Consider the following 13,679-nt stretch of genomic DNA (forward strand, 5'->3'; position numbering starts at 1 on the left):
GCTGGGGCTTGGCGCTGGACGGGCGCAGATTCTACAGCGTTTTTGCAGGTGGGGAGGGGGGTGTTGGCGAGCAGAACCTCAGATCAACCCGTACTGGGTGGCGATGGCGACCGCGCTGGTCTTGTTGGTGGTGTTGAGTTTGCTGGTGATGCTGCGGATATGAAAATTGACCGTGCTTCTGGACAGCGTGAGGATGCAACTGATGTCTTCGGCGGTCTTGCCGGCAGCGGTCCACTGCAGCACCTCGCGTTCCCGGGGCGAGAGTGCCTGCACGCGGGCCTTGGGCGGATGCAACTTGGCAACCATCAGGGTGTGCAGCAGGTTGCACAGCCACAGGGTCTGGGCCGACTTTTCGTACAGTTCCGCCATGCTCACTTCGCCCTGCCGGCGTGATACGCACAGCACGCTTTCGTTGCCGCGCAGGTCTTGGGTGCCCTGGCTCCAACCATGGCACAGGCCATGTTCGCACGCCGTCTGTCGCAACTCGGGGGCTTGCTTGTACAACTGCGGGGACCACAGCACCGGCATGTTCGAATGATGGCAATGCACAAGCACCGGGTCGATGCGCGCGTACTCGTTCTTCTTGTAGAGCTCGTTCCATTCGGCCGGGTAGTTGTTGAACATCATGACCTGCGGGCCTTCGGCGACCGTCCTGCCGTTCAGGCGGTATGCCAGAAACTCCATGTCCAGTTGCTCGGCCAGTGACAGTGCAGTGGCAAACATCTGTTGCTGGTTTTCCTCCTGCGTCAGTTGTTGCAGCTGCTCCTGCTTCCAATATGGCATTTGAGCCTCCGTGCACCTTTACAATTAGTCACCCTGGATCGAGTGTAGGAAAAGTCGCACGTTGTTCTAGGTTTTTTTTGCTATAGAAATGTTCCAGTGCTCTACATAAAAATAGGGTTGTACAACCCGCGTTACATGTTTTGTTACGTGGTTGAAACACATGAGCGTAATGCCATTACATCGCGGCGGTGTTTATCCCGTCAGCTTTGCGCGACACTGTGTTTACCTGAATTGTGGAGCACACCATGACTGCCAGTGCGGAGAAGTTCACCCGCCAGACCCTGCTCGATGTCCAGCCGCTGACCCCCAACCTGTTCAGCCTGCGCGTAACCCGTGATCCCGGTTTTCGGTTCCGGGCCGGCCAGTTTGCTCGCCTGGGCGTGACCCGTGCCGATGGCAGCGTGGTGTGGCGGGCGTACTCGATGGTCTCGTCGCCGTTCGACGAGTACCTGGACTTTTTCTCGATCGTCGTGCCCGGCGGCGAGTTCACCAGTGAGCTGAGCCGGCTGCGCGAGGGTGACCAACTGTTGATCGACCGCCAGGCGTTCGGTTTCCTGACCCTTGATCGCTTCGCCGACGGGCGGGACCTGTGGTTGCTGGCGACCGGTACCGGTATTGCGCCCTTCATGTCGATACTGCAGGACTTCGAAGCCTGGGAGCGGTTCGACACCATCAAGCTGGTCTATTCGGTGCGCGAAGCCAGGGAGCTCGCCTATCAGCAGGAGATCGCCGGCCTGGAGCAGCGCGACTACCTGGCCGAACATGCGGGCAAGCTGCAGTTCATTCCGGTGGTCACCCGCGAGCAACACCCGGGTGCGCTGAACGGGCGTATCACCACCCTGATCGAGAACGGCGAACTGGAGCGTGCGGCCGGCCTGGCGCTGACCCCCGAACATTCGCGGGTGATGCTCTGCGGCAACCCGCAGATGATCGACGACACCCGCCAGGTGCTCAAGGCACGTGATCTTCAGCTGAGCCTCAGCCGCCGGCCGGGCCAGGTGGCGGTGGAAAACTACTGGTAGACAGCACAACGGCGCCCGAAGGCGCCGTTACGGTCAGGCAGGCCCGGTTCAGGGCTGCTGGTTCTGCGCCTTGAGCAGGTCGCGGATTTCGCCCAGCAGTTCTTCTTCCTTGGTGGGTACCGGCGGCAGGGTCGGGGCCACCGCTTCTTCGCGCTTGAGGCGGTTGATCACCTTCACGCCCATGAAGATCGCGAAGGCCACGATCAGAAAGTCGATCACCGTCTGGATGAACTTGCCATAGGCCAGCACCACCGCCGGCGCGTCGCCCTCGGCCGCCTTGAGCACCACCGCCAGATCACTGAAGTCCACTCCACCGATCAGCAGGCCCAGGGGTGGCATCACCACATCGCCAACAAACGATGAAACGATTTTGCCGAACGCGGCGCCGATGATGATACCGACGGCCATGTCGACCACGTTGCCCTTGACCGCGAAGGCCTTGAATTCACTGATCACGCCCATGGTTTATTCCCTGTAACAGATGAGATTGGTCATCGCAGTGTAAATCAGCTATGCGCTTCATGCTCCGCGTTGCAGTAAAAGACCCCGGCTATGCCGAATAGTTTTGTCGCCCAGGCGGCGCCCCGCAGCTGGTTCGGCTCGGCTATCATGGCCCCTTTTTCCAGGAGACTGCCCCATGGCCAAGGCCAAGCGCATGTACGGCTGCACCGAGTGCGGCGCGACCTTTCCCAAGTGGGCGGGCCAGTGCGGCGAATGCGGCGCGTGGAACACCCTGGTCGAGACCATGATCGAAAGTGGCGCCGCCGCGGCGCCTGCCGGGCGCACCGGCTGGGCCGGGCAACAGGCGCAGATCAAGACCCTGGCCGAGGTCAGTGTCGAGGAGATCCCGCGTTTCAGCACCGCCAGCGCCGAGCTGGACCGCGTGCTCGGTGGCGGCCTGGTCGATGGATCGGTGGTGCTGATTGGTGGTGACCCGGGCATCGGCAAGTCCACCATCCTGCTGCAGACCCTGTGCAACATTGCCACGCGCATGCCGGCGCTGTACGTCACCGGGGAAGAATCCCAGCAGCAGGTGGCCATGCGTGCCCGTCGCCTGGGCCTGCCGCAGGATCAGTTGCGGGTGATGACCGAGACCTGCATCGAAACCATCATTGCCACCGCGCGGGTCGAAAAGCCCAAGGTGATGGTGATCGACTCCATCCAGACCATCTTCACCGAACAGTTGCAGTCGGCGCCCGGTGGCGTGTCGCAGGTACGCGAGAGTGCCGCCTTGCTGGTGCGCTATGCCAAGCAGAGCGGCACGGCGATCTTCCTGGTCGGCCACGTGACCAAGGAGGGCGCGTTGGCCGGGCCGCGGGTACTGGAACACATGGTCGACACCGTGCTGTATTTCGAGGGCGAGTCCGACGGTCGCCTGCGCCTGCTGCGCGCGGTGAAGAACCGCTTTGGTGCGGTCAACGAGCTGGGCGTGTTCGGCATGACCGACCGCGGCCTCAAGGAAGTCTCCAACCCGTCGGCGATCTTCCTGACCCGTGCACAGGAGGAAGTGCCGGGCAGCGTGGTGATGGCCACCTGGGAAGGTACCCGGCCGATGCTGGTGGAGGTGCAGGCGCTGGTGGATGAAAGCCACATGGCCAACCCGCGCCGTGTGACCCTGGGCCTGGACCAGAACCGCCTGGCCATGTTGCTGGCGGTGCTGCATCGCCATGGCGGCATCCCCACCCACGACCAGGATGTGTTCCTAAACGTGGTGGGCGGGGTCAAGGTACTGGAGACCGCGTCGGACCTGGCCTTGATGGCGGCGGTGATGTCGAGCCTGCGCAACCGCCCGCTGCCACACGACCTGCTGGTGTTCGGCGAGGTGGGCCTGTCCGGTGAAGTGCGCCCGGTGCCGAGCGGGCAGGAGCGCCTGAAGGAGGCCGCCAAGCACGGCTTCAAGCGCGCCATCGTGCCCAAGGGCAACGCGCCCAAGGAAGCGCCGCCGGGGCTGCAGGTGATTGCGGTGACGCGCCTGGAGCAGGCGTTGGATGCGTTGTTTGAATAAAATGTAATCAATTTGCCATGATGGCAAATTGACGCCATAGTTCTGTCTCTCTACTATCGCGCCTTCGTTTTTTGCTTCCAGGGATGGGAAGATGGCGTTTTTGGTGTCTGGCACAAAGCTGTCCTGCTTCTGGCTGTTGTTGGGCATCCTTGCTGGCCCTGTATCGGCCGCAAGCTTGCCGGGTGACCAGGAACTGATTCGCGAGCGTCAGGGGCGGTTGCTTGAAGAGCAGCAGCGGCGACTGCAGGAACTCAAGGAGCTGCCTGGCAGCACCGCCCCTACCCAGACTGCACCGGCGCCGGCCGATGCCCGCTGCTTTCAGATCGACACCATCGAGCTCAAGGGCACCGACAGCCTCTCGAGCGCCCAGCGCAGCCGCGTGCTGCAGCCCTACATCGGCCAGTGCCTGGGCGTTACCCAGCTCAATGAAGTGCTCAAAGCCATCACCAACCTCTACATCGACAAGGGCTGGGTGACCAGCCGCGCCTACCTGCCGCAACAGGACCTGTCCTCAGGACACCTGCAGGTGCTGGTGGTGGAAGGGCGACTGGAAGGTCTGCGCGGTGCCGATGACAGTCAACTGTCCGCACGCGAGCTGGGCATGACCTTTCCTGGCCGTGAAGGCGAACCGGTCAACCTGCGTGAAATCGAACAGATGGTCGACCAGCTCAATCGCTTGTTGTCGAACAAAGCACAGATGGAACTGAGCCCCGGTGCTGCCGTAGGAGGCAGTACCGTGCTGGTGCGCAATACCGCACAGAAACCCTGGCGCGCAGCGATCTCGCGCAACAACAACGGGCAGAAGAGCACCAGCGAGCAGCAGGTCAACCTGGGCTTCGAATGGGACAGCCCGCTGGGCCTGGCCGACCAACTGGTGCTGCGCGGTGGCCACGATGTGGTCAGTGACCACGCTGTCGGTTCGAAGAACGGCGTGCTGTTTTACAACCTGCCGTGGGGCTGGTGGAACTTCACCTACAGCTATAGCGAAAGCGAGTACCGCGCGCTCGGCCAGGGCAATGGCTAGAGTTGTCAGCAATTAGTGATGATTTTGCCTACCCGATTAGATCGTTAAATGGTCTAGATGATTTTTGGGGTTAGAGATTTTGGCCGTGTACGGGTACAGAATTAAGAATGTTGACGAAGGTTACGTTGGGATATACCTGAATTTTGGTGGTTGTGGACTTAGTCTTATTGTGTCTGATCAATGCCTGTCGATTGTAGAGGGGTGATGCAATATTTGGATGGCGAGATTTCGATCCGGCTTCTGGTACCAGACTCAATGATCCCGCAACTGGTTATGTAGCCAAAGATGGTTCTTACGTTGTGCGGAATGACCGGACTGGTGCGATCGTGCAGGTATCGGATAAAAATGATAAAAATTGGGTCGCGCCATGGGACTAAATGTAATGAACGAATTTATATTTCTGGGTGCGGGGCCGGAGCCCACTAGGTTTTGGGGTGAAACGCCGTTATTTAACTTAATTGATGGGCATAAATTACTAGTTTTTTGCGATGAACACGATGCAGCCGTACTCGGAATCGAGGGGTTTAAAGTCATTGGAGATAAAAGAGTGCCTGACATGGATTGTATTGCGGATTTTTCTGCCCTGGCTATGACTGCCGGAGAGCTATTCCCGGCTGAGTCTAGAAAATCGGCCAAGTACTTCCTAAGTACGATTTCAGACCCTGATACGCTATTGGAGTTCGTTTTAGTTAAAGCTTGACGGTGCAAAAGGGGCTGCAGACACTCTGGCTACGCTGAGTCAAGGCCAAAAAAGAGCTGTCGGAAAAATTGACAATATTCTTAATAATTTCAAGAATAGTGATATTACGGGTACCTTAAAGGATATGGCTGGTAATCCTGTTCCGAAGCTTGGCGGTTGTTATCGGGATCACCTAAGGATACTCCGATCAACTTGCCGAAAAGCGGCGGCCGGCCAAGCATTCTGCGGCGCGTGGCGCTGATTGCCGAAAGAAAGTCCCAGGCACAGCGTTTTGAGGGCTTTGTCGCCCGTTCTTCCGTGTTACGCGCGTAACTCGCCCATACTCATTAGCTTTTTTCGAGCCATCCACAGGTTCGACAGAGCGAACAGCGTGGTCAACTGAGCCGTGTTCTTCATCAGCCCTCGAAAGCGCACTTTCACGTAACCAAGTTGCCGTTTGATCACCCGAAACGGATGCTCAACCTTGGCCCGTGTCTGAGCTTTGCAGTACTCAATTTTGCGCTTGGCTTTGTAAAGCAGGCTGCGTTTGTTCAGCTTGGAATACGTGCTGCGGCGCGCGGCGACTTGCCAGATTACTCACGACTTTCATGCTCTTCGCGCTTCTCGACACCGGTGTATCCGGCGTCTGCATACACCGTGCTTTCTTCGCCATGCAACAGCTCGGCGACCTGTGTGACATCGGCCACATTGGCTGCGGTGCCATGGACGTGATGAACCAGGCCGGACTCAGCATCGACGCCAGCGCCTGGGATAGGTCGGCACTGTCGGCCGGCGCGTTGCCGGCATGCAGCCCATGACGGTCAGGGCCGCGTCCAGCAGGCGAGCGGTACGAGGAACAACAGGGTGGCCGGGCATACGTGCCATGTGTGCGTCCTTTGCAGGGGTATCGAGGGCGAGGATGATCACAGAGAGACCATGCTTGTGCCGTCAGGCCTTCCCGTCTCGGTGCCCCCACATTCAGTCGCTTTCCGATGGCCAACAGGCACACACAAAAAGGGCCGGTGCACGTCACCAGCCCTTCCTCATCAACCGAGCACTATCAATGCTCAGCCACCGTCTCTCGCCTCACTACCTGCCCCCCATGCTCATCCTTCTCCAGCAACGGAATCTCCTTGCCCTCGGCATCGAACAGCTTGCCGTCTTCGAAGTAGTCGCCGTCACGCAGCCCGGAAATGTCCGAGTAGTTCAGCGTGCGCTCGGAGGCGGCCACGAACACCGACTGATGATCGGAGTTGCCGGTCTTGAAGTGGTTGAACACCAGGTTCAGCAGAATCGCCATGATCGCCGACGAGCTGATGCCGGAGTGGAAGATGGTCTCGAACCAGTTCGGGAACTGCGCGTAGAAGTTGGGCGCGGCAATCGGGATCATGCCGAAGCCCAGTGAGGCGGCCACGATGATCAGGTTCATGTTGTTGCGGTAGTCCACCTTGGACAGCGTGCGGATACCACTGGCCGCCACGGTGCCGAACAGCACGATCCCCGCGCCACCCAGTACCGAGGTCGGTACGGCGGCAATCACCCGGCCCATGATCGGCAGCAGGCCCAGCACCACCAGGATCACGCCACCGGTAGCCACCACGTAGCGGCTCTTCACCCCGGTCACGGCCACCAGGCCGACGTTCTGGGCGAATGCGCTCTGGGTGAACGAACCGAAGATCGGCGCCAGGATGCTCGAGGCCATGTCGGCACGCAGGCCATCGCCCAGGCGCTTGGAGTCGACCTTGGTGTCGATGATCTCACCTACCGCGAGGATGTCGGCCGAGGTTTCCACCAGGGTCACCATGATCACGATGCACATCGACAGGATGGCCGCGATATGGAAGGTCGGCATGCCGAAGTGGAACGGGGTAGGGAAGGCCACCAGTGGACCTTCGAGCACCTTGCTGAAATCAGCCATGCCCAGCGACCAGGCGATCAGGGTGCCGAACACCATCGCCAGCAGGATCGACAGCCGCGAGATCGCCGCGCTGCCCAGCTTGCTCAGTATCAGCACGATCAGGAAGGTCACCGCCGCCAGGCCGATGTTGGACATGCTGCCGAAGTCCGGTGCCTTGCTGTTGCCGCCCATGACCCAGCGCGCCGCGACCGGCATCAGGGTCAGGCCGATGGTGGTGATCACGATGCCGGTCACCAGTGGCGGGAAGAACTTGGTGATGCGCGAGAACACCGGGGTGATCAGAAACCCGATCAACGAGGCCGCCATCACCGCGCCCAGCACCCCCGGCAGGCCGCCGCCGCCCTCGCTGCTGAGAATCGCGCCCATGGTGGCCACGCCGGCAAACGAAACGCCCTGTACCAGCGGCAACTGGCAACCGAAGAACGGCAGGCCCAGGGTCTGCAGCAGGGTTGCCAGGCCACCGGCAAACAGCGATGCGGCAATCAGCAGGCCGATGTCGGCCGGGCCCAGGCCGGCCGCCTGGCCGAGAATCAGCGGTACCGCGACGATACCGCCGTACATGGTGAGTACGTGTTGCAGCCCGTACGCCAGGTTGGCGCCGAGCCCCAGGTTCTCGTCTTCAGGACGTGATGCCGTGGACGTGTCGGGGGAGGACGTAGTCATGGGAGCAGGTTCTCTGTTTTATTGTTGTGGCGCTACTGTAGACAACTCGTGCCATTCATTGCCAGAACAATTGTATACAATTTTTAGATTGGCACAGGAACAGTCAGGTCATTGGTTTGGGTGCAGGCGTGGATGCAGTTATCGTTCCAACACGCAGCACCAGGCCCGCCAGGGCTGGGTCCGGTGGCATGAACGGCTGTTTGAAAGCTGTCTGGGTGGACAGGAAGGCGGGGCGGGGTCAGGTCGGTAGCGGGCTAAAAGATTTCAAATGTCGATGAGTTGATGGAATTCGCGCTCCAGTTCGGTGCGATCGGCCAGGTTGAGCTCCACCAGGCGGCACAGGTGCTCCAGCGAATCGAGGTCGATGTGCTCGCAGATAAACCCCAGCTGGGTGTCGTCGACATGGCGCAGTTCCACCGTCATGGTGACAAACGCCTCTTCACCCAGGCGTATCTGCGCAGCGAACGGCCGCTCGAGGTCGGCGTCCCAGGCCTTGGGCGCCTCGATCAGCAGGCCCTTGAGCGACAGGTCGAGCAGGTTGACCGGCCAGCGTCGTTCGCCCTGGAGCAGTTCGGTCGGTGCATCGAAGGGTATGCGCTGGAAGCGCCGGCGTTCTGGGTGATCGCTCATGGTGGAGGCCCTTTGCAGTAGAACCTGGCTGGAACCTGACTGACTATAGCTCAGGGCTTGCCAGCATGATCGCGAACGCGCATAACGAGACTGTGGGCGGGGCTGCAGGCTCTAGACCAAAGCAAGTATGGCAATGCGCCAAGACTCGCCCTAGACTCGATGGGCGGTCTTTCATATCCACTAGCTGGAAGCAAACCATGAACAACAATAATAGCCTGCTACGCCATATACCATGGCTGCTGCTGGCAGTCCTGGGGGCCTGTGCGCTGGGTGTGGTTGCCCTGCGCCGTGGCGAAGCGATCAACGCCTTGTGGATTGTGGTTGCCTCGGTAGCCCTCTACCTGGTCGCCTACCGTTACTACAGTCTGTTCATCGCCACCAAGGTGATGCAGCTGGACCCGCGCCGGGCCACCCCGGCGGTGCTCAACAACGATGGTCTGGACTACGTGCCGACCAACAAGCACATCCTGTTCGGTCACCACTTCGCGGCCATCGCCGGCGCTGGCCCGCTGGTGGGCCCGGTACTGGCTGCGCAGATGGGCTATCTGCCCGGTACGCTCTGGCTGATTGCCGGCGTGGTACTGGCCGGTGCAGTGCAGGACTTCATGATCCTGTTCCTGTCCACCCGCCGCAACGGTCGCTCGCTGGGCGACATGGTGCGTGAGGAAATGGGCCGCATTCCGGGCACCATCGCCCTGTTCGGCTGCTTCCTGATCATGATCATCATCCTTGCGGTGCTGGCGCTGATCGTGGTCAAGGCCCTGGCCGAAAGCCCATGGGGCATGTTCACGGTGATGGCGACCATCCCCATCGCGATGTTCATGGGCGTTTACATGCGTTATATCCGCCCGGGCCGCATCGGCGAGATCTCGCTGATCGGTGTGGTGCTGCTGTTGCTGTCCATCTGGCTGGGGGGCCTGGTGGCCGCCGATCCGGTGTGGGGCCCGGCGTTCACCTTCACCGGCGTGCAGATCACCTGGATGCTGGTGGGCTATGGCTTCGTCGCCGCCGTGCTGCCGGTATGGCTGGTGCTGGCGCCGCGTGACTACCTCTCCACCTTCCTTAAGATCGGTACCATCATTGCCCTGGCCATCGGCATCCTGGTGCTGGCGCCCGAGCTGAAGATGCCGGCGCTGACCCAGTTCACCGACGGCACCGGCCCGGTGTGGAAGGGCACCCTGTTCCCGTTCCTGTTCATTACCATCGCCTGTGGCGCGGTATCGGGCTTCCATGCGCTGATCTCCTCGGGCACCACGCCCAAGCTGCTGGACAACGAAGTCAACGCCCGCTACATCGGCTATGGCGGCATGCTGATGGAGTCGTTCGTCGCGATCATGGCCATGGTTGCCGCCTCGGTGATCGAGCCGGGCGTGTACTTCGCTATGAACAGCCCGGCCGCGGTGGTCGGTGCCGACGTGGTGTCGGTGGCGCAGACAGTCAGCAGTTGGGGCTTTGCCATCACCCCCGAGCAGCTCGAGGCGGTCGCCCGGGACATCGGCGAGCACACCGTGCTGGCCCGTGCCGGTGGTGCGCCGACCCTGGCGGTGGGTATCGCACAGATCCTGCACCAGGTACTGCCGGGTGAAAACACCATGGCGTTCTGGTACCACTTCGCGATCCTGTTCGAAGCCCTGTTCATCCTCACTGCGGTAGACGCTGGTACGCGTGCCGGGCGCTTCATGCTGCAGGACCTGCTGGGCTCGTTCGTGCCGGCGCTCAAGCGCACCGAGTCGTGGGGCGCCAACCTGCTCGCTACCGCCGGCTGTGTGGCGTTGTGGGGCTACCTGCTGTACCAGGGCGTGATCGACCCGCTGGGTGGCATCAACACCTTGTGGCCGCTGTTCGGCATCTCCAACCAGATGCTGGCCGGTATCGCGCTGATGCTCGGCACCGTGGTGCTGATCAAGATGAAGCGCCAGCAGTACATGTGGGTCACCCTGGTGCCGGCGGTATGGCTGCTGATCTGCACCACCACCGCAGGCTTCATCAAGCTGTTCGACCCGAACCCGGCGGTAGGCTTCCTGGCCCTGGCCAACAAGTACAGCGCGGCGCTGGACGCCGGTCAGGTACTGGCCCCGGCCAAGGACATCGCGCAGATGCAGCACGTGATCTTCAACGCGTACACCAACGCGACGCTGACCGCGCTGTTCCTGTTCGTGGTGTTCAGCATCCTGTTCTTCGCGCTCAAGGTCGGTATCCGCGCCTTGAACAAGAAAGAACGTACCGACAAGGAATCGCCGTTCCAGGCCTTGCCGGACGCGTAAACCAAGAGGATTGCAGACATGTTCAACGATCTCGGTCGACTGGGTAAGTACCTGGGGCAGGCAGCCCGCCTGATGGTCGGCATGCCCGACTACGACAATTACGTCGAGCATATGCAAACCCGGCACCCCGACCTGCCGCCGATGACCTACGAGGAGTTCTTCCGGGAACGCCAGGAGGCTCGCTACGGCGGCAAGGGCGGGCCCAAGTGCTGTTGAAAGACGGCACCGCCCGCGTGTGACAAACCTGTGGGAGCCCGGGCAGCCGGGCTCCCACAGTCATTTCAGTGTTCAGGAGATTTTCCGTGCAACCCATTCCCGTCACCGTGCTCAGCGGTTTTCTGGGGGCCGGCAAGACCACCTTGCTGCGTCACCTGCTCAAGGCCGAGCACGGCCTGAAAATCGCCGTGATCGAAAACGAGTTCAGCGACGCCGGCATCGACACCCAACTGCTGGGCGACGAACCGGTGCAGGTCATGACCCTGGCCAACGGCTGCGTGTGCTGCACCATCCACACCGACCTGACCAAGGCGCTGTTCCTGCTGCTGGAGCGTCTGGACAGCGGCGAAATCGCCTTCGACCGGCTGGTGATCGAGTGCACCGGCCTGGCCGACCCGGCACCGGTGGCGCAGACCTTCTTCATCGACGAAGAGCTGCGCGAGCGCTACATCCTCGACGGCATCATCACCCTGGTGGATGCCGCGCATGCCGACCTGCACCTGACCCAGACCATCGCCCAGGCCCAGGTCGGGTTTGCCGATCGCCTGCTGGTGAGCAAGACCGACCTGGTCGATGCGGCCGCGTTCGAGGCTTTGAGCCAGCGCCTGGCGCGGATCAACCGACGTGCGCCGATCCGTGTGGTGGACAACGGCAGGATCGACTTGGCCGAGCTGCTGGATGTGCGCGGGTTCAACCTCAACGCCAGCCTCAACCTGCGGCCTGTTGTGGCGGCGGGCAACAGCCTGGACCGGATCTCCAGCATGGTGCTGCGTACCGATGTGCCGCTGGATATCGACCGGCTGAGCGAGTTCATGAACCAATTGCTGGAGGCGCATGGCAAGCAGCTATTGCGCTACAAGGGCGTGTTGAACATTGCTGGCGAGGATCGGCGGCTGGTGTTTCAGGGCGTGCTGAAGCTCTATGGCTTCGACTGGGATACCGAGTGGGCCGAAGGCGAACAGCGCGAGAGTGTGATGGTGTTCATTGCCGATGACCTGCCCGAGGCGAAGATTCGCGAGGGGTTCGAGGCCTTGGGTCGCCCCTGAGGGCCCATCGCGGGTCAAGCCCGCTCCCACAGGTTTACTACCCATCTGGAGGGCTATGAAATCCTGTGGGAGCGGGCTTGACCCGCGATGCCACAAAAAAGCCCGGCTGGGAGCCGGGCTTTTTCACATCAGGTACCTGCGATCAGTTGCCGTACACCGGCAGCTTGGCGCAGATGGCCTTGACCTTCTCGCGAACGGCGTCGATCACCGCTTCGTTGTTCAGGTCGTCCAGGATGTCGCAGATCCAGCCCGCCAGTTCCTTGCACTCGGCTTCCTTGAAGCCGCGAGTGGTCACGGCCGGGGTGCCGAAGCGCAGGCCGGAAGTGACGAACGGGGAGCGTGGGTCGTTTGGCACGGAGTTCTTGTTGACGGTGATGAAGGCTTTGCCCAGGGCAGCGTCTGCGTCCTTGCCGGAGATTTCCTGCTTGATCAGCGACAGCAGGAACAGGTGGTTTTCAGTACCGCCCGACACCACGTCGAAGCCGCGCTCGATGAACACGCCGGCCATGGCCTGGGCGTTCTTCACCACTTGCTGCTGGTAGGCCTTGAACTCAGGCTGCAGCGCTTCCTTGAAGCAGATCGCCTTGGCCGCGATCACGTGCTCCAGCGGGCCGCCCTGGGCGCCCGGGAATACGGCGGAGTTCAGCTTCTTCTCGATGTCGGCGTTGGCACGGGCCAGGATCAGGCCGCCACGTGGACCGCGCAGGGTCTTGTGGGTGGTGGTGGTGACCACGTCGGCGAACGGCACCGGGTTCGGGTACACGCCAGCGGCGACCAGGCCAGCCACGTGGGCCATGTCGACGAACAGGTAGGCACCGACCTTGTCGGCGATTTCGCGGAAGCGCGGGAAGTCCAGCACCTGCGAGTAGGCCGAGAAACCGGCCACGATCATTTTCGGCTTGTGCTCGACCGCCAGGCGCTCGACTTCGTCGTAGTCGATCAGGCCGTTGGCGTCGATGCCGTACTGGATGGCGTTGTACAGCTTGCCCGAGGACGACACGGCCGCGCCGTGGGTCAGGTGGCCGCCGTGGGCCAGGCTCATGCCCAGGATGGTGTCACCGGCCGACAGCAGGGCCAGGTAGACGGCAGCGTTGGCCTGGGAGCCGGCGTGCGGCTGCACGTTGGCGTAGTCGGCGCCGAACAGCTGCTTGGCGCGGTCGATGGCCAGTTGCTCGACCACGTCGACGTATTCGCAGCCACCGTAGTAGCGCTTGCCCGGGTAGCCTTCGGCGTACTTGTTGGTCAGTACCGAGCCTTGAGCTTCCATCACCGCAGGGCTGGTGTAGTTTTCCGAAGCGATCAGCTCAATGTGCTCTTCCTGGCGCTGAGCTTCTTGCTCCATGGCGGCAAAGAGATCGGCGTCGTACTTGGCAATGGTCAAATCACGGCTGAACATGGCGGTCCTCAAGGATCGTGCTGAAATAGGCGG

General features: G+C 61.4%; 13 protein-coding genes and 2 pseudogenes. 9 read left to right on the forward strand and 6 right to left on the reverse strand.

Features of this window, described 5'->3' with window-relative positions; translation table 11 throughout:
• Positions 1-78: 78 nt before the first annotated feature.
• Entirely contained in the window at positions 79-783 is a 705-nt protein-coding gene (locus NJH59_RS23625; protein ID WP_043860574.1) for a LuxR family transcriptional regulator, read from the reverse strand.
• A gap of 245 nt (positions 784-1,028) precedes the next feature.
• Between NJH59_RS23625 and NJH59_RS23630 the strand changes: the two genes are divergently transcribed.
• Positions 1,029-1,805, forward strand: coding sequence for a ferredoxin--NADP reductase (locus tag NJH59_RS23630; protein ID WP_043860573.1), 777 nt, complete (start codon positions 1,029-1,031; stop codon positions 1,803-1,805).
• Between the two features lie 48 nt (positions 1,806-1,853).
• Here the strand turns inward: NJH59_RS23630 and mscL are convergent, their stop codons facing one another.
• Positions 1,854-2,267, reverse strand: coding sequence for a large-conductance mechanosensitive channel protein MscL (gene mscL, locus NJH59_RS23635; RefSeq protein WP_054916565.1), 414 nt, complete (start codon positions 2,265-2,267; stop codon positions 1,854-1,856).
• Between the two features lie 175 nt (positions 2,268-2,442).
• On the opposite strand from mscL, the gene radA reads away from it, so the two are divergent.
• From radA to NJH59_RS25630, 5 genes and pseudogenes are all read left to right on the forward strand, one after another.
• Positions 2,443-3,810 carry a DNA repair protein RadA gene (gene radA / locus NJH59_RS23640; RefSeq protein ID WP_253087385.1) on the forward strand — a complete coding sequence of 456 codons (1,368 nt, stop codon included), beginning with the start codon at positions 2,443-2,445 and terminating at the stop codon, positions 3,808-3,810.
• 91 nt (positions 3,811-3,901) lie between these two features.
• Positions 3,902-4,831, forward strand: a pseudogene (locus tag NJH59_RS23645) (ShlB/FhaC/HecB family hemolysin secretion/activation protein); the annotation flags it as partial.
• Positions 4,832-5,043: 212 nt separating this feature from the next.
• Entirely contained in the window at positions 5,044-5,211 is a 168-nt protein-coding gene (locus NJH59_RS25625) for a colicin E5-related ribonuclease (RefSeq protein WP_213607493.1), read from the forward strand.
• 5 nt (positions 5,212-5,216) lie between these two features.
• Positions 5,217-5,534, forward strand: a complete 318-nt coding sequence (locus NJH59_RS23650) for a hypothetical protein (RefSeq protein ID WP_253087386.1) — start codon at positions 5,217-5,219, stop codon at positions 5,532-5,534.
• Positions 5,535-5,568: 34 nt separating this feature from the next.
• Positions 5,569-5,775 (forward strand): polymorphic toxin type 28 domain-containing protein, encoded by a 207-nt coding sequence (locus tag NJH59_RS25630; protein ID WP_367270557.1) that lies wholly within the window; start codon positions 5,569-5,571, stop codon positions 5,773-5,775.
• A gap of 59 nt (positions 5,776-5,834) precedes the next feature.
• On the opposite strand, the pseudogene NJH59_RS23655 reads toward NJH59_RS25630, so the two are convergent.
• The 3 genes and pseudogenes from NJH59_RS23655 to NJH59_RS23665 form a co-directional block, all read right to left on the reverse strand.
• Positions 5,835-6,274 (reverse strand): annotated as a pseudogene (locus tag NJH59_RS23655) (transposase); the annotation flags it as partial.
• A 299-nt stretch (positions 6,275-6,573) separates the two neighbouring features.
• Positions 6,574-8,094, reverse strand: a complete 1,521-nt coding sequence (locus tag NJH59_RS23660; RefSeq protein ID WP_043860568.1) for a nucleobase:cation symporter-2 family protein — start codon at positions 8,092-8,094, stop codon at positions 6,574-6,576.
• Positions 8,095-8,358: 264 nt separating this feature from the next.
• Positions 8,359-8,724: a PilZ domain-containing protein gene (locus NJH59_RS23665; protein WP_058540734.1), complete on the reverse strand. Its 366-nt coding sequence runs from the start codon at positions 8,722-8,724 to the stop codon at positions 8,359-8,361.
• 197 nt (positions 8,725-8,921) lie between these two features.
• Here NJH59_RS23665 and NJH59_RS23670 point away from each other — a divergent pair, with 197 nt between their 5' ends.
• From NJH59_RS23670 to yjiA, 3 genes are all read left to right on the forward strand, one after another.
• A complete protein-coding gene (locus NJH59_RS23670) occupies positions 8,922-10,988 on the forward strand; it encodes a carbon starvation CstA family protein (protein ID WP_043860566.1) in 2,067 nt (688 codons plus the stop codon).
• Between the two features lie 18 nt (positions 10,989-11,006).
• Positions 11,007-11,204: a YbdD/YjiX family protein gene (locus NJH59_RS23675; RefSeq protein ID WP_043860565.1), complete on the forward strand. Its 198-nt coding sequence runs from the start codon at positions 11,007-11,009 to the stop codon at positions 11,202-11,204.
• Between the two features lie 86 nt (positions 11,205-11,290).
• A complete protein-coding gene (gene yjiA / locus NJH59_RS23680) occupies positions 11,291-12,250 on the forward strand; it encodes a GTPase (RefSeq protein WP_058540733.1) in 960 nt (319 codons plus the stop codon).
• 142 nt (positions 12,251-12,392) lie between these two features.
• Here the strand turns inward: yjiA and glyA are convergent, their stop codons facing one another.
• The gene (gene glyA, locus NJH59_RS23685) at positions 12,393-13,646 is read right to left on the reverse strand and encodes a serine hydroxymethyltransferase (protein ID WP_043860563.1); all 1,254 of its coding nucleotides are present in this window, start codon (positions 13,644-13,646) and stop codon (positions 12,393-12,395) included.
• Positions 13,647-13,679 lie beyond the last annotated feature (33 nt).

It is taken from the genome of Pseudomonas sp. VE 267-6A (assembly GCF_024126555.1).
Lineage (GTDB): Bacteria > Pseudomonadota > Gammaproteobacteria > Pseudomonadales > Pseudomonadaceae > Aquipseudomonas > Aquipseudomonas palmensis.